17 protein-coding genes are annotated in these 19,196 nt (G+C 68.1%); 12 read left to right on the top strand and 5 right to left on the bottom strand.

Annotated elements, in window-relative coordinates; all coding sequences use genetic code 11:
* The first annotated feature begins 170 nt into the window (after positions 1-170).
* Positions 171-2,420 (top strand): bifunctional diguanylate cyclase/phosphodiesterase, encoded by a 2,250-nt coding sequence (locus A9Z05_RS12420; RefSeq protein ID WP_069618350.1) that lies wholly within the window; start codon positions 171-173, stop codon positions 2,418-2,420.
* A 28-nt stretch (positions 2,421-2,448) separates the two neighbouring features.
* On the opposite strand, the gene A9Z05_RS12415 is transcribed toward A9Z05_RS12420, so the two are convergent.
* Both A9Z05_RS12415 and A9Z05_RS12410 read right to left on the bottom strand, forming a co-directional pair.
* Positions 2,449-3,510 carry a diguanylate cyclase gene (locus A9Z05_RS12415; protein ID WP_069618349.1) on the bottom strand — a complete coding sequence of 354 codons (1,062 nt, stop codon included), beginning with the start codon at positions 3,508-3,510 and terminating at the stop codon, positions 2,449-2,451.
* A gap of 68 nt (positions 3,511-3,578) precedes the next feature.
* Positions 3,579-4,583 (bottom strand): chemotaxis response regulator protein-glutamate methylesterase, encoded by a 1,005-nt coding sequence (locus A9Z05_RS12410; RefSeq protein WP_069618348.1) that lies wholly within the window; start codon positions 4,581-4,583, stop codon positions 3,579-3,581.
* A gap of 51 nt (positions 4,584-4,634) precedes the next feature.
* Between A9Z05_RS12410 and A9Z05_RS36115 the strand changes: the two genes are divergently transcribed.
* Positions 4,635-4,901, top strand: coding sequence for a hypothetical protein (locus A9Z05_RS36115; protein ID WP_141723407.1), 267 nt, complete (start codon positions 4,635-4,637; stop codon positions 4,899-4,901).
* Positions 4,898-5,326, top strand: a complete 429-nt coding sequence (locus A9Z05_RS12405) for a hypothetical protein (protein WP_069618347.1) — start codon at positions 4,898-4,900, stop codon at positions 5,324-5,326. Before A9Z05_RS36115 ends, A9Z05_RS12405 begins: the two co-directional genes overlap by 4 nt.
* A gap of 50 nt (positions 5,327-5,376) precedes the next feature.
* Here the strand turns inward: A9Z05_RS12405 and A9Z05_RS12400 are convergent, their stop codons facing one another.
* Entirely contained in the window at positions 5,377-5,601 is a 225-nt protein-coding gene (locus A9Z05_RS12400) for a hypothetical protein (RefSeq protein WP_050013757.1), read from the bottom strand.
* Between the two features lie 279 nt (positions 5,602-5,880).
* Here A9Z05_RS12400 and A9Z05_RS12395 point away from each other — a divergent pair, with 279 nt between their 5' ends.
* The 4 genes from A9Z05_RS12395 to A9Z05_RS12380 all read left to right on the top strand — a co-directional run bounded on the left by A9Z05_RS12395 (position 5,881) and on the right by A9Z05_RS12380 (position 9,779).
* Complete coding sequence (locus tag A9Z05_RS12395) at positions 5,881-6,570, top strand: DUF969 domain-containing protein (protein ID WP_069618346.1); 690 nt, start codon at positions 5,881-5,883, stop codon at positions 6,568-6,570.
* A complete protein-coding gene (locus tag A9Z05_RS12390) occupies positions 6,567-7,517 on the top strand; it encodes a DUF979 domain-containing protein (RefSeq protein ID WP_069618345.1) in 951 nt (316 codons plus the stop codon). Before A9Z05_RS12395 ends, A9Z05_RS12390 begins: the two co-directional genes overlap by 4 nt.
* Before the next feature lie 19 nt (positions 7,518-7,536).
* Positions 7,537-8,559 carry a DUF2891 domain-containing protein gene (locus A9Z05_RS12385; RefSeq protein ID WP_069618650.1) on the top strand — a complete coding sequence of 341 codons (1,023 nt, stop codon included), beginning with the start codon at positions 7,537-7,539 and terminating at the stop codon, positions 8,557-8,559.
* Positions 8,560-8,717: 158 nt separating this feature from the next.
* Positions 8,718-9,779 (top strand): asparaginase, encoded by a 1,062-nt coding sequence (locus A9Z05_RS12380; protein WP_069618344.1) that lies wholly within the window; start codon positions 8,718-8,720, stop codon positions 9,777-9,779.
* 95 nt (positions 9,780-9,874) lie between these two features.
* Here the strand turns inward: A9Z05_RS12380 and A9Z05_RS12375 are convergent, their stop codons facing one another.
* On the bottom strand, positions 9,875-10,849 hold the full coding sequence (locus A9Z05_RS12375; protein WP_069618343.1) for a LysR family transcriptional regulator: 975 nt from the start codon (positions 10,847-10,849) through the stop codon (positions 9,875-9,877).
* Positions 10,850-10,991: 142 nt separating this feature from the next.
* Between A9Z05_RS12375 and A9Z05_RS12370 the strand changes: the two genes are divergently transcribed.
* Positions 10,992-12,398 carry an aspartate ammonia-lyase gene (locus tag A9Z05_RS12370; protein ID WP_069618342.1) on the top strand — a complete coding sequence of 469 codons (1,407 nt, stop codon included), beginning with the start codon at positions 10,992-10,994 and terminating at the stop codon, positions 12,396-12,398.
* 76 nt (positions 12,399-12,474) lie between these two features.
* Positions 12,475-13,980 (top strand): amino acid permease, encoded by a 1,506-nt coding sequence (locus A9Z05_RS12365; protein ID WP_069618341.1) that lies wholly within the window; start codon positions 12,475-12,477, stop codon positions 13,978-13,980.
* Between the two features lie 74 nt (positions 13,981-14,054).
* Here A9Z05_RS12365 and A9Z05_RS12360 read toward each other — a convergent pair whose 3' ends face one another.
* Positions 14,055-14,738, bottom strand: a complete 684-nt coding sequence (locus tag A9Z05_RS12360) for an alpha/beta hydrolase (protein ID WP_069618340.1) — start codon at positions 14,736-14,738, stop codon at positions 14,055-14,057.
* A 724-nt stretch (positions 14,739-15,462) separates the two neighbouring features.
* Here A9Z05_RS12360 and A9Z05_RS12355 point away from each other — a divergent pair.
* Genes A9Z05_RS12355 through A9Z05_RS12345 form a run of 3 tightly spaced genes read left to right on the top strand, consistent with a single transcriptional unit; the run spans position 15,463 to position 19,179 of the window.
* Positions 15,463-17,850 carry an MCP four helix bundle domain-containing protein gene (locus A9Z05_RS12355; protein WP_069618339.1) on the top strand — a complete coding sequence of 796 codons (2,388 nt, stop codon included), beginning with the start codon at positions 15,463-15,465 and terminating at the stop codon, positions 17,848-17,850.
* A gap of 22 nt (positions 17,851-17,872) precedes the next feature.
* Complete coding sequence (locus A9Z05_RS12350) at positions 17,873-18,601, top strand: methyl-accepting chemotaxis protein (RefSeq protein ID WP_069618649.1); 729 nt, start codon at positions 17,873-17,875, stop codon at positions 18,599-18,601.
* On the top strand, positions 18,598-19,179 hold the full coding sequence (locus tag A9Z05_RS12345) for a hypothetical protein (protein WP_069618338.1): 582 nt from the start codon (positions 18,598-18,600) through the stop codon (positions 19,177-19,179). Before A9Z05_RS12350 ends, A9Z05_RS12345 begins: the two co-directional genes overlap by 4 nt.
* The last annotated feature ends 17 nt before the right edge of the window (positions 19,180-19,196 follow it).

Raw genomic sequence — 19,196 nt, 5'->3', positions numbered from 1 at the left:
CAGACACGCCGATCGTCACGGATTGGTGTTAAATACATTTCGGTGCGCCCTCGCTCGGCGCGCAAACGGGGCGCACCGGGGATCGGCGTAAACCCGGAGCGGAACAGGGCACGAAATATCGATGACGAACCGGGCGTATCAGACCCGGTCGGACAGACGGCAGGATTCACTTGAATACCGAACCGCAAAGTTCTCGCTACAGCCTCGGGCTCGCCGCGGAAGTGCTCGCATCCGAGCAGAGCGTGCTGAGGCTGATCACACGCAACACGCCGCTGCCGGAACTGTTGGTCGAAGTTTGCCGGCGTGCCGAGGCTTTGCTCGGCGACGGCGCGTCGTGCACGATCCTGCTGCTCGATACGGACGGCGTGCACGTGCGCGTCGGCGCGGCGCCGTCGCTGCCCGCGCAGTACAGCGCGGCGATCGACGGCGCGACGATCGGCCCCGCGGCCGGCTCGTGCGGCACCGCGATGTACGAGCGCCGGATGGTCACCGTCGAGGACATCGAAACCGATCCGCTCTGGGCCGACTATCGCGCCATCGCGTTGCCGCTGGGCTTGCGCGCGTGCTGGTCGGTGCCGTTCCTCGACGACGCGGGCGCCGTGCTCGGCGCGTTCGCCGTTTATCATCATTGGCCGTGCCGCCCAAGCGACCAGGAAACGGCGCTGTTGCGCGATATCGGCAACAGCGTCGGGCTCGCGGTGCACCAGGACCGGATCGCGCGGCAGCTCGCGCGCAGCGAGGAACATCACCGGCTCGTCGTCAACAGCCTGAGCGAGGGTATCCTCGTCGTGTCGCGCGACGGCGTCGTGATCGCGAGCAATCCGAGCGCGAACCGGATGATGCGCGCGAAGGGCGAACTCGTCGGCCGCCGGCTGTCCACGGTGATCCTGCGCAAGCTTCGCGAGGACGGCACGCCGATCGACCCGTACGACTGGCCGAGCCGGCGCGCGCTCGACACGGCCACGCCGATGCTCGACTACACGGTCGGCTTCGGTCTCGCGGACGGCGACATCATCTGGGTGCGCGGCAACGCGGTGCCGATCGTGAGGCCGGGCGAGACGCAGGCCGACTCGGTGCTCGTGTCGTTCAACGACATCGGCCCCGTGCGCGAAGCGCAGCAGCAGTTGCGCTACATGGCGACCCGCGACGCGCTGACGGGCCTCTACAACCGCCGCTGGCTCGGCGACCGCATGCGCGAGCTGTTCGGCGTGCGCGATGCGGCGGCCGGGCCCGCGCGCGTCGCGATCCTGTTCATCGATCTGGTCGGTTTCAAGAAGGTCAACGACACGGCCGGCCACGACGCGGGCGACGCGCTGCTGCGCAGCGTCGCTGCGCGGCTCGCGGGCTGCGCGGACGGCCGCTACGCGCTCACGCGCGTCGGCGGCGACGAGTTCGTGATCCTCGTCGACGACTGCGACGATCCCGAGCGTCTGGCGGGGCTCGCGCGCGAGGTCATCGACGCGATCGCGAAGCCGTTCGCGATCGCGAACAACGAATACTGGCTCGGCGTATCGATCGGCATCAGCGTCGCGCCGCGCGACGGCGACGACGCCGTGACGCTGATGCGCAACGCCGATTCGGCGATGTACGACGCGAAGCAGCACGGCCGCAACCACTTCACGTTCTTCACCGCGCAGCTCAACCTGCGGCTGCAGCGCCGCTTCGCGATCGAGCAGTCGCTGCGGCGCGCCCTCGCGTCGGACATGCTGCGGCTCGCGTATCAGCCCGTGGTTGACGCGCGCACCGGCCGCACGGTCGGCGCCGAAGCGCTGCTGCGCTGGACGAGCCCCGAGCTCGGGCCGATGTCGCCGGCGGAATTCATTCCGGTTGCGGAAGACACGGGGCTGATCGTCGCGATCGGCCAATGGGTGCTCGAAACCGCGTGCCGGCAGGCGGCCGAGTGGCGCCGCACGATCGCGCCGGACCTGATGCTGGCCGTCAACCTGTCGCCGCGGCAGTTTCACGAAGGGCTCGTCGAATCGGTCGCCCGCTGTCTCGCGCAAACGCGGCTCGACCCGTCCGCGCTGGAACTCGAGATCACCGAAGGCGTGCTGATGAACGACACGGACACCGTGCTGCCGATGCTCGAAGCGCTCACGGACATGAACGTGCGGATCTCGGTCGACGATTTCGGCACCGGCTATTCGTCGCTCGCGTACCTGAAGCGTTTTCCGCTGCACAACCTGAAGGTCGACCGTTCGTTCGTGTCCGGCGTGCCCGATCATCACGACTCGGTCGCGATCACGCAGGCGGTCGTCGCGATGGCGCATTCGCTCGGCATGAAGGTCACGGCCGAAGGCGTCGAGACGCAGGCGCAGTCGTGGTTCCTGCAGCAGATCGGCTGCGACATGCAGCAGGGCTATCTGTTCAGTCGCCCGCTGGATCCGCACGACTACGCGCGCCGGCTCGGCGCCGCGTGAGCGCGACGCGCTCGCCGGACATGGCGCGTCAGCGCGCGCCGAACCCGCCGGCGCCCGGCGGCGTCGGCGACGGATCGATCTCGACCCGGTTCTTGCCTTCGTGCTTCGCGCGATAGAGCGCGCGGTCGGCCGCCTCGATCAGCACGGTCGTCGGCAGGCCGGGCGCCGGCACGATGCTCGCGCCGCCGATGCTGATCGTCACGATCTGGCTGCCCGTGGACGAATGCGCGTGCCGTACGCGCAGCGCCTCGACCGCGAGCCGGATCTTCTCGCCGAGCAGCCGCGCGGCGCCCGGCGACGTGGCCGGCATCACGACCGCGAATTCCTCGCCGCCGAAGCGGGCGGCGAGATCGCCCGACTGCCCGAGGCAGCGCTCGATCGTCGATGCGATCTGCTTGAGCACGCTGTCGCCGGACACGTGCCCGTACGTGTCGTTGTACAGCTTGAAGTTGTCGACGTCGATCATCAGCAGCGACAGCTCGCTGCGCTCGCGCGTGCCGCGCCGCCACTCGGCGGCCAGGTATTCGTCGAGATAGCGCCGGTTCGACAGCCCGGTCAGGCCGTCGGAGTGCGTGAGGCGCCGCAGTTCGAGATTGGCCTCGAGCAATTGCTGTTGCGACTGCCGCAGCGCGCGATAGGCTTCGTCGCGCTGCAGCAGGTTCATGTACGAGCGCGAGTGGTAGCGGATGCGCGCGACGAGCTCGATGCGGTCGGGCAGCTTGACCAGGTAATCGTTCGCGCCGCACGCGAACGCGGCGCTCTTGATCACCGGTTCTTCCTGCGTCGACAACACGATGATCGGCACGTCGCGCGTCGCCGGATTCGCGCGGTACGCGCGCACGAGGCTCAGCCCGTCGGTGCCGGGCATCACGAGATCCTGCAGGATCACGGTCGGGCGCGTCTCGATCGCGGCGGCCATCGCGTCGTCCGAGCGCGGGCAGTAGTGGAAGTCGATGCCTTCCTCGTCGACGAGCGCGCGCCGCACGGCTTCCGCGACGATCGTCTGGTCGTCGACCAGCAGCACCATCGCCGGCGCATCGGCGGGCGACGCGGTCGGGCCGCCCGGCGGGCGAGTCAGGTCAATCGTCATGGTCGATGCGGGTCGTTGCGGTTGTTGCTGGGGCAGGCATGGGCGTTGCGCGCGGTCATCGTCGGGGCTCAGATCCGCGCGAGCGCCGCCAGTTCGCCCGCGATGCGCCCGAGCGGCAGGATCGCGCGCGCCGCGCCGAGCGTCGCGGCCGCCTTCGGCATCCCGTACACGGCGCTGGTCGCCTCGTCCTGCGCGATCGTATGGTAGCCCTTCATGCGCAGCGCCTTCAGGCCGATCGCGCCGTCGCGTCCCATCCCCGTGAGCAGGACGCCGATCACGCGGCCGGGCCAGTGCTCGGTCAGGCTGTTGAAGAACACGTCGACCGACGGACGATACGGCGTGGCGGCCGGTTCCCGCGTGTATTCGAGCGTGCCGGCGCGCGTGATGCGCAGGTGATCGTCGGTCGCGGCGAGCAGCGCGACGCCCGGCTGCGGGCGGTCGCCTTCGTGCGCGACGCGCACGGCGAGCCGGGTCTGACCGTCGAGCCATTGCGCCATGCCTTCGGCGAACGCGCGATCGACGTGCTGCACGATCACGATCGGCGCATTGAAATCGGCCGGCAGGCTGCCGAGGATCGATGCGAGCGCGCCGGGTCCGCCGGCCGATGCGCCGATCGCGACCAGCGGGCCGACGCCGCCGCGCGCGGCCGCGCCGGCGACGCGCGTGCCGCCCGGCGCGTCGAGCAGGCGGCCGATCTGGTCGATCTTCGCGAGCAGCAGTGTCGTCGTGTCGCCGGCCGCGCCGTCGCCGAGCCGCGGCGTATCGACCGCGTCGAGCGCGCCGGCGCCCATCGCCTCGAACACGCGCCACGCGTTCGCGCCGATGCAGCTCGTCACGATCAGGATCGCGCATGGTCGCTCGGAGCGCATGATCCGCCGCGTCGCTTCGATCCCGTCGAATTTCGGCATGATCAGATCCATCAGCACGATGTCGGGCGGCTGCGCGGCGCACAGTTCGACGGCCTGCGCGCCGTCGGTCGCGACCCACAGCACGCGGTGCTCGGGCCGTCGCGCGATCGCGCGGCGCATCGCCTCGACGGCAAGCGGGAGGTCGTTGACGATGCCGATGTTCACAAGCGGAATTCTCCGGTCGGTTCGTAGTGTTGTTGGAGGTGGGCCGGGTTCATGGAAGGTGCAGCCGGTTCGGCGCGGCCGGACGGCATCGGCGGCCGGACGGCGCGGCATTCTTTTGGGTTGACGACGCCCGAATGCTGTCATGCGGCGCGGGCGGCGGCAATCGAAAAATTTGCGCATTGTGCCGTTTCAGTGCGTTTCCTCCATGGCGATGCCGCATTGTCTGCAAGCGGGCCGGTCGATCCCGTGCGGACAGGCCGCAAAAGTCCGCATGTTACCGTGCCGGCATCGACAAAAAGAAAGGAGAGAACCGAATGACCGCGCCCGATACCGTCCTCGTCAGACGCGCCCCGTACGCGCCGATCGTGATCGAGCAGGACGGCTGTTTGCTGTACCGGATCTACATCGAGAGCGGGCACGCGTCGTTCTACCGCGATTTTCCGGTCGAACCCGATGCGGTGCGCGTGCTGCGCGACGATGCCGAACGCTATTACTTCCTGTTCGCGGCGCTTCACCATCCGTACCAGTTGAGCGCGACGAACCTCTCCGATGCGGAGCGCGAGCGTTATTTCAGCACGATCCTGTTCGCCGGCCGCGACGCGGTCGAAGCCTTCATGACGGAACGCGATCGCGCCAGCAACGGCGCGGTGGCGAACCTGCTGAGGATCTTCACGCAGGCCGATTACCGACAACTGCGCGAGGGCCGGTGGTTCGGCCTGGGCGCGGGCACGCCGGCCGCGTAGCGGACCGTACCGTGGCAATCGGGCCGCGTAGCGGCCCCGCCGCCGCGCCGTCAATGGCTGCGCGCGTAGCCCTGGATCAGCGCGCGCATCATCCCCTCGACCGTCGCGTCGCGCAGGTCGTCTTCCTGCTCCGCTTCCTCGACGAGCGCGGCATAGGCGGTCGCGAGCGTCACGCGGTCGACTTCATGGCGTTGCTCCATCAGCGTCACCATCCCGTCCTTCGCCAGATGCGCGGAGAACGCGCGGCTGCCGATGGTCTGGAATACGTCAATCATGGCGGCTCTCCCATACGTTGCCGATGCTTTTCAGTGTAGTCGGCGTCCCGCGGCCGCGCCACGCGCGGCGACCGGCCGACCGGCCCGATTCGTCCGATGAAACGCCGCCGACACATGCCGCATGCACGGTATCCGGCGGCTTCAACGTTTACCCGAATCGGCAAATTGTCGACTTTTTATCGATAAAGTCTCGTGTTAGATTTCGCCGTCCGAGCCCGATGCAAACCGGGCCGGCAGCGCGCGGCCGACGTGCCGCGCGTCCAGACACAAGGAGGGGAAATGCTGGTGCTGATTGGGGTGCCGATCGTCGTGATCGGCTTCGCGCTGCGCTTCAATGCGCTGCTGGTGGTCACGATCGCCGGGCTCGCGACGGGGCTGGCGGGCGGGCTGAATCTCGTCGACATCGTCGGCGCGTTCGGCAAGGCGTTCGCCGAGAACCGCTATATGGGGCTGATCTGGCTCACGCTGCCGGTGATCGCGCTGCTCGAGCGCAACGGGCTCAAGGAGCAGGCGAAGCGGATGATCGCGCGCGTGCACGCGGCCACCACGGGCCGCGTGCTGATGCTGTATTTCGTGCTGCGCCAGGCGACGGCCGCACTCGGCCTCACGTCGCTCGGCGGCCACGCGCAGATGGTGCGGCCGCTGATCGCGCCGATGGCCGAGGCCGCCGCGGTCGGCCGGCACGGCGAGCTGCCCGAGTCGGTGCGCCAGCAGATCCGCGCGCATGCGTCGGGCGCCGACAACGTCGCCGTGTTCTTCGGCGAGGACATCTTCATCGCGATCCAGTCGATCCTGCTGATCAAGGGCTTTCTCGAGCAGAACGGCATCGCCATCGAGCCGCTGCACCTGTCGGTATGGGCGATCCCGACCGCCATCGCCGCGCTGCTGATCCACTGCACGCGCCTCGCGCTGCTCGACCGCCGGCTCGCGCGCGGCTTCGGCCTGGTGAAGCAGGAGGGCGCGCGATGATCGGTCTCGAATCGCTGTACACGCTCGCAGGGCTCATGTTCGCCGCGTTCGCGTACTTCAACCTGACGGACCGCACGAACCCGCGGCGCGTCGTCAATTTCGCGTTCTGGGCCATCTACGCGATCACGTTCCTGTTCGGCGCGCTGCTGCCGCATTTCGTCATGGGCTGCCTGGCGATCGCGCTCGCGCTGATCGCCGGTTCGGGCAAGCTCGGCCGCGGCCGGTCCGACGAGGCCGGCGAAGCGGCGGCCGTGCGGCGCGAGACGCTCGCGCAGCGCTTCGGCAACCGGCTGTTCCTGCCCGCGCTGCTGATTCCGCTCGTCACGCTGATCGGCACGTTCGCGCTGAAACTCGTGCCGTTCGTCGAGCCGAAGAGCGTGACGCTGATCTCGCTCGTGCTCGGCACGATCGTCGCGTTCGTCGTCGCGCTCGCGATGCTGCGTGATTCGCCCGTGCATGCGCTGAAGGAAGCGCGCCACACGATGGACGCGGTCGGCTGGGCCGCGATCCTGCCGCAGATGCTCGCGGCGCTCGGCGCGCTATTCGCGGTCGCGGGCGTCGGCGGCGTGGTGTCGGGGCTCGTGAAGGAATGGGTGCCGATCGATTCGCCGTTCGCGGTGGTCGCGGCCTACACCGTGGGCATGGCGCTGTTCACGATGATCATGGGCAACGGCTTCGCCGCGTTCCCGGTGATGACGGCCGGCATCGGCCTGCCGCTGATCGTCCACCAGTTCCACGGCAATCCGGCGATCATGGGCGCGATCGGGATGCTGAGCGGCTTCTGCGGTACGCTGATGACGCCGATGGCCGCGAACTTCAACATCGTGCCCGCGGCGCTGCTCGAACTGAAGGACAAGAACGGCGTGATCAAGGCGCAGTGGCCGACCGCCGTGCTGCTGCTGGCCGTGAACACGCTGCTGATGTACGCGTTCGTATTCCGCTTCTGACTCGATGGACGAGATCCTCATGACCGACCGACTCACCCCCGAACTCGCGTCGAAATTCGCGTCGCTCGCGCTCGCACACCTGACCCGCGAATATCCGAACAAGCTCACGCATGCGCTCGAAGGTCCGCACGACGTGCAGGGGCCGCGCGCGCTGCACCCGATCTTCTACGGCAGCTACGACTGGCACTCGTGCGTGCACGGCTACTGGCTCGTGCTGCGCGTGCTCGAACGCTTCCCGGCATTGCCGGAGGCCGAGCGCATCGTCGCGATCGTCGACGCGCACTTCACCGACGCGAACGTCGCCGGCGAGCGCGCGTATCTCGCGCGGCCGCACAACAGCGGCTTCGAGCGGCCGTACGGCTGGGCATGGCTGCTCGCGCTCGTCGCGCAGCTCGAGCGGCTCGCGCTGAAGGGTGCGCTGCCGCAGGCCGCGCGCTGGGCGAAGACGATGGCGCCACTGGCCGACCTGTTCGTGTCGCGCTTCGAGACTTTCCTGCCGAAGGCCACCTATCCGCTGCGCGTCGGTACGCACTTCAACACCGCGTTCGCGCTGGCGCTCGCGCTCGATTTCGCGCGCGATACGCGACGCGACGGGCTCGCGGCGCTGATCGTCGATACCGCGAAGCGCTGGCACCTGAACGACGTCGCATGCCAGGCGTGGGAGCCGTCGGGCGACGAATTCCTGTCGCCCGCGCTGATGGAAGCCGAACTGATGCGGCGCGTGCTGCCGGCCGCCGAATTCGACGGCTGGTTCGCGCGCTTCCTGCCCGACCTCGCGCGCGGCGAGCCGGCGACGCTGTTCGAGCCGGCGACGGTCAGCGACCGCAGCGACGGCAAGATCGCGCACCTCGACGGGCTGAATCTGAGCCGTGCGTGGTGCCAGCGTTCGCTGGCCGGCGCGCTGCCGGAAGGCGATGCGCGGCGCGCGAAGCTGCTCGACGCGGCCGATAGGCATCTCGCGAGCGCGCTCGCGCACGTGGCCGGTGACTACATGGGCGAGCACTGGCTCGCGACGTTCGCGTTGCTCGCGCTGGACGCGTAGCGCACCCTCAATCTTTCGTGGGGGCACGACCGCCTTTGCATCCCATGCAACACCGCTTTCCATATCAGGGCCGGCGCGCGGCGGCGGCGACTCGCTACACTGCCGTACCGGTTGGACGGGCCCCGGCATCAGGCCCGCGAGCAAGGAGACAGAAGAGGATGGACACCCCACGCGCAGCGGTCGTCACGTACCGCGGGAAGGCGATCGAGAACACGCACATCGCCCATGTGGCGGTCGTCGATGCACGCGGCCGGCTGCTGGCCCGGTTCGGCGACCCGTTCCGGATGACGCTCGCGCGGTCGGCGGCCAAGCCGGCCCAGGCGCTGTCGGTGATCGAGACGGGCGCGCCGGAGCGCTTCGGCTTCGACGACGCGGACATCGCGCTGATGTGCGCGTCGCACAGCAGCGAGGATCGTCACATCGAACGCACGCGCGCGATGCTCGCGAAGGTCGCCGCCCACGAATCGGATCTGCGCTGCGGCGGCCATCCGCCGTTGTCCGACGCGGTGTACCGGGCGTGGATCAAGCGCGACTACACGCCGACCGGCGTGTGCAGCAACTGTTCGGGCAAGCATGTCGGGATGCTGGCCGGCGCGCAGGCGATCGGCGCCGCGATCGCCGATTACCATCTGCCCGACCACCCGATGCAGGTGCGCGTGAAGCAGGTGGTGGCCGATGCATGCGGCCTGCGCGACGACGAGGTCGACTGGGGCATCGACGGCTGCAACCTGCCGACGCCCGCGTTCTCGCTGGATCGGCTGGCGCGCCTGTACGCGTCGCTGGCCGACGGCGCGGACGCGGTGGAAGCGGGCGGCGCGCTCACGGACCGCGTGCGCGCGCTGGCGCGCATTCACCGTGCGATGACCGCCCATCCGGAGCTGGTCGCAGGCGAAGGGCGCTATTGCACGGTGCTGATGAACGCGTTTGGCGGGCAGGTGGTCGGCAAGCTCGGCGCGGATGCGTGCTACGGGATCGGCGTGCGCGCGTCGGAACGCACGCGGCAACTCGGCGCGGACGGTGCGCTCGGCATCTCGGTGAAGATCGAGGACGGCAATCTCGACGTGCTGTATATGGTCGTCAGCGAAATCCTCGAGCGGTTGCAGATCGGCACGGCCGAGCAGCGCGCGCAACTGTCCGCGTTCCACCGGCCGCCGATGCTGAACACGCAGGGCGTCGAGTTCGGGCACGCGACGTTCCCGTTCGAATTGCAGGCGGCTTAGGGCCAGCGCAAGCCCGTTATTAGCGTGAACAGGCCCTGACGCGGTCGCCGCGCCGATGCCGCCGGCCCGCCATCCGGGCCGCGCCTCGGCGCGCGCTACGCGCGTGCGTCGCGAAGCTTCGCCAGCTCCCGATCCGACAGCTCGCCGATCTGCGCGAGATGTTCCACGAGAAAATCCTTCAGCACGCGCAGCTTCGCCGAGCTGCGCCGGTTCGCCAGATACGCGATGTAGATGAATTCGCCGGTCAGCCGGTTCTGCAGCCGGTAGCGCGGCAGCACGGCTTCGAGCTGGCCGCTCGCGAGCAGGTCGCGCACCAGCCAGATCTCGAATTCCGCGATGCCGAGCCCCGCGCAGGTCGCTTCCAGCAGCAGCTCCGAATGGTCGGTGACGAGATTGCCGGCCGGCAGCACGCTGTGCCGCGTGTCGCCGCGCACGAGCTCCCAGCGCGGATCGCCTTCCGGGTGCACGTAGCGCAGGCAGTTGTGGTGCTTCAGGTCGTCCGGCGTCGCCGGGCGACCGCAGCGGTCGAGGTAGCCGGGCGTCGCGCACAGGATGCTGTCGTTGCGCGACAGCCGGTGGACGACCAGGTTGTCCAGGTAGTTCTCGCCTTCGTGGATGTCGAGATCGAAGCCGCCGGCCACGAGGTCGTTGTGGTTGTCGGTGAGCCGCACGTCGAGCTGGATCGTCGGGTAGCGCGCGAGAAACGGCGCGATCAGCGGCGCGAGATGGCGGCGGCCGAACGCGACCGGCGCGGTGAGCTTCAGCGGGCCGCTCGGCTGCGCATTCAGCTCGGCGACGACGCGCAGCGTGTCGTCGAGATCGGCGATCAGCGTGACCGCGCGCTCCAGATAGATATGGCCGGCTTCGGTGAGCGTCACGCTGTGCGTCGAACGGTGCAGCAGCGCGACGCCGAGCGCCTCCTCGATCGCGGTGACCTTGCGCGCGACCGTCGACGTCGACACGTGCATCTCCTTCGCGACCGCCGAAAAACTCCCCGTTTCGACCACCCGCACGAACGCGCGCATGGCGCCCAGGTGATCGATGCCGGTTTCTCTCGCGCCTTTTTTCATTCGATTCTCGCTGTTGCGTCCCACGCAAAACCGCTTTCGATAATACAGAAGAGAGCTTGTTTTTGCAAAGGCATAGAATGCGAACCCGTCGCGTCGGCAAGCGGCGGCCGGCGAGCGGCACGAGACATTTCAGGAGGGCACGATGGCAGAAAACGGCTTCCGCGTCGAAGCGGATCTTTTAGGCAAACGAAGCATTCCGGATACCGCCTATTACGGCGTCCACACGCTGCGCGCGAAAGAGAATTTCGACATTTCGGGCCGCACCATCGCGTCACTGCCGTACCTCGTGATGGCGCTCGCGTCCGTGAAGGAAGCGGCGGCCGACGCCAATTGCGAACTCGGGCTGCTGCCGCGGTCGCACCGCGATGCGATCGCCGCCGCGTGCGTCGAGATCCGCGAAGGGCGGCTGCACGACCAGTTCGTCGTCGACGTCATCCAGGGCGGCGCCGGCACGTCGACCAACATGAACGCGAACGAGGTGATCTGCAACCGCGCGCTCGAAATCATGGGTCACGCGCGCGGGCAGTACGAATACCTGCATCCGAACGAGCACGTCAATCTCGCGCAGAGCACCAACGACGTCTATCCGACCGCGATCCGGATCGCGACGTGCTTCGCGGTCGAGCATCTGCTCGAAGCGATGGCGCGGCTGCGCGATGCATTCGCGGAGCGGGCCGACGCGTTCGCCGGCTTGCTGAAGCTCGGCCGCACGCAGTTGCAGGACGCGGTGCCGATGACGCTCGGCCAGGAATTCTCGACCTACGCGGTGATGTTGACGGAAGACATCGCGCGGCTGCAGGAAGCCGGCTGGCTGATTCGCGAGATCAACCTCGGCGCGACCGCGATCGGCACGGGGATCACCGCGCATCCGCAATACGCGGAGAAAGCGCTGGCCGCGCTGCGCCGCATCACCGGCCTCGACCTGAGCACCGCGCCGAACCTGATCGAGGCGACGCAGGATTGCGGCGCGTTCGTCCAGGTGTCGGGCGTGCTCAAGCGGATCGCCGTCAAGCTGTCGAAGATCTGCAACGACCTGCGGCTGCTGTCGAGCGGCCCGCGCGCGGGCTTCGGCGAGATCAACCTGCCGCCCGTGCAGGCCGGCTCGTCGATCATGCCCGGCAAGGTGAATCCGGTGATTCCGGAAGTCGTCAACCAGGTCGCGTTCGAGGTGTTCGGCAACGACGTGACCATCACCTTCGCGGCCGAGGCCGGCCAGCTTCAGCTCAACGCGTTCGAACCGGTGATCGCGAGCGCGCTGTTCCGCAGCTTCAGCCACCTGACGGCCGCGTGCACGACGCTCGCGCAGCGATGCGTGAGCGGCATCACCGCGAATCCGGAGCGGTTGCGCGAAACGATGGAGCGCTCGGTCGCGCTCGCGACCGCGCTGAATCCGTACATCGGCTACAAGCGCGCGACCGCCGTGGCCGCCGAAGCGCATGCGACCGGCAAGTCGATCCGCCAGGTCGTGCTGGCGCGCGAACTGATGACCGAGGCGCAACTCGACGAAGCGCTGCAGCTCGAAGCGCTGATCCGGCCGCGCGCGTTCTGACGCGAGCCGGTTCGCGGTCGTACCGAAAACGCCCCGGAGCGGGGCGCGACACATCTACAAACAACGGAGACTCACGATGAAACACCCCAGCGAGCGCCCGGCCGGTCCGGCCGGCGGCGCGGATGCCGCGCATGCCGATCCCGATGCGATGTTCGCGTCGCACGAAGCCGGCTACGCGAAGCAGTTGAAGCCGCGGCACGTGCAGATGATCGCGATGGGCGGTGCGATCGGCACCGGCCTCTTTCTCGGCGCGGGCGGCCGCCTGCAAAGCGCGGGGCCCGCGCTCGCGCTCGTGTATCTCGTGTGCGGCGTGTTCGCGTTCCTGATCATGCGCGCGCTCGGCGAACTCGTGATGCACCGGCCGACCAGCGGCAGCTTCGTGTCGTACGCACGGGAGTTCATGGGCGAACGCGCGTCGTTCGTCGCGGGCTGGATGTACTACCTGAACTGGGCGACGACCGGCATCGTCGACATCACCGCGGTCGCGATCTACATGAAGTACTGGGCCGTGTTCACCGACGTGCCGCAATGGGTGTTCGCGCTCGGCGCGCTCGGGATCGTGTCGGTGATGAACATGATCGGCGTGAAGGTGTTCGGCGAGATGGAATTCTGGTTCTCGCTCGTCAAGGTCGGCACGCTCGCGGTGTTTCTCGCGGTCGGCACCGTGTTTCTCGCGAGCGGCCATCCGGTGGGCGGGCAGATGACGGGGCTGCACCTCGTCGCGGATCACGGCGGGATCTTCCCGCACGGGATCCTGCCGGCCGTGCTGATCGTGCAGGGCGTCGTGTTCGCGTATGCGAGCATCGAGCTCGTCGGCGTCGCGGCGGGCGAGACGGCCGACGCGCGCAAGGTGCTACCGAAGGCGATCAACAGCGTGATGTGGCGCATCGCGCTGTTCTACGTCGGTTCGGTCGTGCTGCTGACGATGCTGCTGCCGTGGACCGCGTACAGCGCGCACGAAAGCCCGTTCGTCACGTTCTTCAGCAAGCTCGGCGTGCCGTATGTCGGTACCGTGATGAACGTCGTCGTGCTGACGGCCGCGCTGTCGAGCCTCAATTCCGGCCTCTATTCGACGGGCCGCGTGCTGCGCTCGCTCGCGATGGGCGGCTCGGCGCCGCGCTTCGTGTCGCGGATGAACGCGCGCGGCGTGCCGTACGGCGGGATCGTGATCACGGTCGCGATCAACGCGATCGGCGTGCCGCTGAACTATATCGTGCCGGCGCAGGCGTTCGAGATCGTGCTGAACATGGCGTCGCTCGGGATCATCACGACGTGGGGCTTCATCGTGATGTGCCAGATCCTGTTCCGTCGCGCGGTCGATCGCGGCGAGATGAAGGCCGTGTCGTTCCGGATGCCCGGTGCGCCGTTCACGTCGTGGCTCACGCTCGCGTTCCTCGTCGGCGTGCTGGTGCTGATGGCGTTCGACTACCCGGGCGGCACGTGGACCATCGCGACGATTCCCGTCGTCGTGCTCGCGCTGGTGATCGGCTGGAAGCTGGCGAAACGTGGCGCCGAGCGCGAGCGGGCGGCGGCGATGCCCGCATCCGTGCGTGCCGTTGCGGATCCCGCGCAGAACGCGTGACGTCATGCACCGGGGGGCCGGTCCGTTCGCGGGCCGGCGCCCCGGTGCGTTCGGTTCCGGTTCAATTCTTAAATTCAGTTCAACCCGGCGCGCTCGCCGACCCATCGGCCGAAATCGCCGGCCATCTCCGCGGTCAGCTCGTGGCCGGCCGCATACAGACGCGTGTCGTGCGCGACGCCGAGCGCCGTCAGCTTCGCGTCGGCCGTGTCGGCCCACGCGATGGGCAGCTTGTCGTCGAAGCGGCCGTGCATCACCAGCGCGTGCAGCGTGCTCAATGCATCGCGCGGCGCGATCAGCGGATCGATTTCCGGCAGGATGCGCCCGCACAGCACGGCGAACGCGCTCACGTCGCCCGGCGACGTCAGGCCCACGCTCGCGCTCATGATGCCGCCCTGGCTGAAGCCGGCGATCATGGTCGGCAACGCGGGGGCCGCGCCATCCCGCGCGCGGAGCGCATGCAGCAGTGTGAGCAGTTGCACGCGGCTCTCGTCCGCACGCGCCGCATCGATTTCAGGGCCGTTCGGGCCGAAACGCACCGGAAACCATGCATGCTGATTGGGCCCGAATGCGAGCGGCCCCCGCAGGAACGCGATTTCGATGCGCGGATCGATCGTGTCGGCCACGTTCAGCAGGTTGGTCTCGTTACCGCCGACGCCGTGCAGCAGCAACAGGCGGGCGGCGGGGCGGCCGGTGGCCGGACGCAGCAGGTATCGAAGGCCGGAATCAGGTTCGGTGGTCAGCGGCAGGACGTCGGTCATCGCAGGGGTCCGGTTGGGGGGAGTGATCCGACAGTCTAAAACGCCCCGGGGGTGAGGTGAATCGCCGGATTGCGATTGATTCTTTCTCGCCAGGAATGAATTGACCGGGTTGAAAGTTTTTTGTCAGAATCGGGTGCGACCACCGACACACTGGGAGATCCGATGAATTCGACGAAAAGATTTGAAGCCGACGATGCCAAAGCTGAACGGTTTCCCAAGGACGCGGGATTCGGCGCTCGCGGTTCCCATGAACCTCGTCGCAGCGCAGTGAGCGCGAACGAGCCGGCGCCGGAGCAGTCGGCGTGGCTGGCACCTCTGATCGGACCAATAGACCCGGAGTTTGAAAACGCGCTCGCGTCGCGACCCGCGATTTCAGACGAGAGCGGATGCGTTTGACGTTGCGGCAGCGAAGCGAAGGCGCAAACGTTTTACCGGTATTCGACCGGATTGAATTATCGGATCGAGAAATAAAAGAATGAATATCCAGATCCGATTTGCCGAGGTCGCCGGGCAAGCCGGACGGGACGCCCAGGCTGGCAGTTAACGGCCGGTCCAATAAGAACTTTAGCCTTTTCTCCCTACAATTGATCATTGCGATTTTCTCAATGGCCGATTGATTTTCGGTCATCGGACAGTCATACACCATCCCCGATAATTCGGCGCTCACATTCTTTCAATAGACCAAAGGGCGATCGAAACCCGATCGCTGCGGGGAGCCGTGTTCATGACCATCCGTCATCGCATTACGCTGCTAGTCGTCCTGACGTTCTTCGCGCTGTCCGCGATCGGCGTCTACGCCGTGTACCAGACGCGCAAGAGCGCGTCCGAAGTGCGTCAGGTCACCCAGGGAATCGTGCCGAGCGCGCTTGCGTCGGCGGATCTCGTCGCCGACGTGAAGAACATCCAGATCGCGACGATGACGCTCGTCTACGCGCCCGACGCGAACACCGCCGCGCAGGCGCGCGACGAGCTGACGGCGAAGCAGGCCGCGCTGCGCGCCGCGCTCGACGCGCAGGCGAAATCGGCGGTCGGCCGCGCGCAGGAAGGCCTCGTCGCGCAGGCGAAGGACAGCGCCGCGAACTATTTCGCGGCGATCGACGACACCGTGAAGATGAAGACGGACGGCAAGGCCGGGATGGCGCAGGCCTACCTGTTCGCGAACGTCGCGCAGTATCGCGACGAACTCGAAAGCATCGTCGACACGCTGCGCGTCGAGAAGAACCGCCAGAAGGACGACGCGATCGGCGCGCTGAACGGGATGCTCGCGACCACGGCGACCGCGATCGCGGGCGTCGCCGGCACGGTGATCGTGCTGCTGACCGCGCTCGGCTTCGTGCTGTATCGCCAGATCACGCGCCCGCTGATCGGGATGCAGACGGCGATGAGCGAGATCGCGACGAGCCAGGATTTCACGCGCCGCGTGCCGGTGGGCCGGATGGACGAAATCGGCCATTCGATCGTCGCGTTCAACGGGATGATCGAGAAGATCCAGGAGAACGCCGCGCAACTGAAGCAGAAGACGGCCGATATCCAGGCGATGCTGCAGAACATGCAGCAGGGCATCCTGACCGTCGTCGAAGGCGGCGTCGTGCATGCGGAATATTCGGCGTACCTCGAAACCATCTTCGAGACGAACGACATCGCCGGCCGCGACCTGATGGCGCTCGTGTTCGACGATTCGGCGATCGGCGCCGACGCGCGCTCGCAGGTCGATGCGGCCGTGCATGCGTGCCTCGGCGAGGACAGCATGAACTTCGGGTTCAACGAGCATCTGCTCGTCAACGAAGTCGCGAAGCGGATGCCGGACGGCCGCGAGAAGTGGCTCGACCTCAGCTGGTCGGCGATCACCGACGAGACCGACACCGTGGTGCGCCTGATGCTGTGCGTGCGCGACGTGACCGAGATCCGCGCGCTGACCGCGCAGGCCGGCGAACAGCAGCGGCGCCTCGAGATGATCGGCGAGATCCTGTCGATCAGCCAGGACAAGTTCCACGACTTCGTGCACAGCGCGAAGGGCTTCCTCAGCGAGAACGAGCGGATGATCCGCCAGCACGAGCGCGTCGATCACTCGATCGTCGCGGCGCTGTTCCGCAACATGCATACGATCAAGGGCAATGCGCGCACGTACAGCCTCCAGCACCTGACGAACATCGTCCACGAAGCGGAGCAGGCGTACGAATCGCTGCGCCGCGCGGACGGCGGCCCCGAATGGAACCGCGACGCGCTGATGGACGATCTGGCGCGCGTGCGCGAAGCCATCGATCACTACGCGACGATCAACGCGGTCACGCTCGGCCGCAGCGGCGAGCCGGCACCGAATGGCGCCGATTTCCTGATGGTCGAGCGCGCGCATATCCGCGAGAGCCTGCGCGTGCTCGACGGCGCCGATCCGGCGAACGCGTCCGACTGGCACGCGGCGCGCGATGCGGTGCGCCGCATGCTGAGCCAGCTCGGCACGCAAGGGATCGGCGACGCGCTCGGCGGCGTGATCGAGTCGCTGCCGTCGCTCGCGGCCGAACTCGGCAAGCCGGCGCCCGTCGTGCACATCGACAGCCACGGCCAGCGCGTGCGCAGCGAGATCGTCGCGACGCTGAAGAACGTGTTCATGCACCTGCTGCGCAATGCGATCGACCACGGGATCGAATCGTCCGACGCGCGGCGCGCGGCCGGCAAGCCGGCGTCCGGCACGATCGACATCGCGGTCGGGGTGGGCGGCGGCGAACTGTGGTTCGTGCTCGGCGACGACGGCCGCGGCCTCGCGCTCGACCGGATTCGCGGCATCGCGCGCGAGCGCGGCTGGATCGATGCCGAGAGCGAAGCGGCGCTGTCCGACGAGGACGTCGCCGAGCTGATCTTCCGGCCGGGCTTCTCGACCGCGCAGACGGTGACCGAAGTATCGGGGCGCGGCGTCGGCATGGACGCGGTGCGCAATTTCCTGAAGCGCGACGGCGGCGATATCGCGCTGCGCTTCACCGACGATCGCGTCGGCGCGCCGTATCGCGCGTTCGAGACGATCGTGTCGCTGCCGGCGCGTTTCGCGGCGGACGGTGCCGCGCACGGCGCGGGCCACGCGCAGCGCGCGCACGGCGCGGATATCGGCGCGGCGGAGTGACGGCGTGATCGTGCAGGCATGGATGATTCAGATGGCCGCCGCGCTGGCGGGCGGCGTGGTCGTCGCGGTCGCGGCGGCGATCGTGTTTCGCGTGATGCGCCAGCGGCTCGTCGCGGCGCTGGCGCGCGATGCGCACGCGTTGCGCGGTGCGCTCGACGCCGCCGGCGCACGCGCCGATGAAGCGGCGTCGGCGCATGCGCGAGCGGCCGATGCATGGGCGCAACGCGAGGCGCGGCTGGAGGAGGCGCTGACGCGGGAGGTATCCGCGAACGGCGCGCAGCGCGACGCGTTGCAGGCGCTGTCGGCCGATCGCGCGGCGCTCGCGCAGCATGCGATGAAGATCGCCGACGAAGCCGCGCGCTTGCGCGGGCTCGCCGGCACGTTCGAGCGCTGGCACGAGCAGATGATCTCGCTGACCACGCAGAACCAGGACATGCGCGCGAAGAACCAGGAGCTGTCGGCGATCGTCGCGCACGTGTCGATCGTGTCGCTGAACGCGTCGATCGAGGCCGCGCGTGCAGGCACGGCCGGGCGCGGCTTCTCGATCGTCGCGAGCGAAGTGCGCGGGCTGGCCGCGCGCTCGCAGGAGCTGTCGAACAGCTATCGCGACAGCCTGAACCGCAACGATCTCGTGACGGCCGCGACGTTCCAGGACATCCAGGCCGGCGGCAAGATGATCACGGCCGCGCTCGCGACCGTCGAGACGCTGGCCGGGCAACTGCATGCACGGATCGAAGGGGCGGCGGCGTGATCAGTGCGCAGGCGAGGGCCGGTTTCGAACGGATCTTCTTCGATGCCGCGCGCACGCGGCTCGCGGCCGGCGGCACGTGCGACATCCGGCCGGCCGCCGGTCACGAACACGATGCGCCGGATCGCGTGCGCGCGAAGTCGGGATCGAAGCCGAACGTGGTCGAGCATGTGGTCGTGCTGACGATCTCCGCGCTGCATTTCCGCCTGCTGCTCGCGCTGCGCTTCAGCGACGACGACGCGACGCGCCGCCATTTCGCCGTTGCGTCGGCGGGCGCGAACAGCCAGCGGCCGCTGACCGACGCGTTCATGGAAGTCGCGAACCTGTGTTGCGGCGCGATCAACCAGGCGCTGACCGCGCCGTTTCCCGATCTCGGGATGTCGACGCCTTACCTGCTGAGCGGCGCGAGCCTCGACTCCATGCACGCGCTCTCGCCCGATTACGTGGCCGCGTACGATCTGACGCTCGACGGCGACGTGCGGGTCGGCGCGACGCTGTGCGCATGCGCGAACGCGCCGGTCGATTTCCACGTGCCGGAAACGGCGATGATGGACAGCGGCGGCGAGCTCGAACTGTTCTGACGACCATCAGGAATCCA

Source organism: Burkholderia sp. A2, from assembly GCF_001729305.1.
GTDB lineage: Bacteria > Pseudomonadota > Gammaproteobacteria > Burkholderiales > Burkholderiaceae > Burkholderia > Burkholderia sola.
The sequence above is the reverse complement of the archived record's forward strand: the minus strand, read 5'-3'. Positions and strand labels throughout refer to the sequence as shown.

Excerpts from the sequence above, each read along its gene's own strand:
- A9Z05_RS12360 (WP_069618340.1), bottom strand. The coding sequence starts at position 14,738 with ATGACCGACGTCCTGCCGCTGACCACCGAACCTGATTCCGGCCTTCGA.
- A9Z05_RS12415 (WP_069618349.1), bottom strand. The coding sequence starts at position 3,510 with ATGACGATTGACCTGACTCGCCCGCCGGGCGGCCCGACCGCGTCGCCC.
- A9Z05_RS12370 (WP_069618342.1), top strand. The coding sequence starts at position 10,992 with ATGGCAGAAAACGGCTTCCGCGTCGAAGCGGATCTTTTAGGCAAACGA.
- A9Z05_RS12380 (WP_069618344.1), top strand. The coding sequence starts at position 8,718 with ATGGACACCCCACGCGCAGCGGTCGTCACGTACCGCGGGAAGGCGATC.
- A9Z05_RS12350 (WP_069618649.1), top strand. The coding sequence starts at position 17,873 with ATGATTCAGATGGCCGCCGCGCTGGCGGGCGGCGTGGTCGTCGCGGTC.
- A9Z05_RS12375 (WP_069618343.1), bottom strand. The coding sequence starts at position 10,849 with ATGAAAAAAGGCGCGAGAGAAACCGGCATCGATCACCTGGGCGCCATG.
- A9Z05_RS12355 (WP_069618339.1), top strand. The coding sequence starts at position 15,463 with ATGACCATCCGTCATCGCATTACGCTGCTAGTCGTCCTGACGTTCTTC.
- A9Z05_RS12390 (WP_069618345.1), top strand. The coding sequence starts at position 6,567 with ATGATCGGTCTCGAATCGCTGTACACGCTCGCAGGGCTCATGTTCGCC.
- A9Z05_RS12405 (WP_069618347.1), top strand. The coding sequence starts at position 4,898 with ATGACCGCGCCCGATACCGTCCTCGTCAGACGCGCCCCGTACGCGCCG.
- A9Z05_RS12400 (WP_050013757.1), bottom strand. The coding sequence starts at position 5,601 with ATGATTGACGTATTCCAGACCATCGGCAGCCGCGCGTTCTCCGCGCAT.
- A9Z05_RS12395 (WP_069618346.1), top strand. The coding sequence starts at position 5,881 with ATGCTGGTGCTGATTGGGGTGCCGATCGTCGTGATCGGCTTCGCGCTG.
- A9Z05_RS12385 (WP_069618650.1), top strand. The coding sequence starts at position 7,537 with ATGACCGACCGACTCACCCCCGAACTCGCGTCGAAATTCGCGTCGCTC.
- A9Z05_RS36115 (WP_141723407.1), top strand. The coding sequence starts at position 4,635 with ATGGAAGGTGCAGCCGGTTCGGCGCGGCCGGACGGCATCGGCGGCCGG.
- A9Z05_RS12365 (WP_069618341.1), top strand. The coding sequence starts at position 12,475 with ATGAAACACCCCAGCGAGCGCCCGGCCGGTCCGGCCGGCGGCGCGGAT.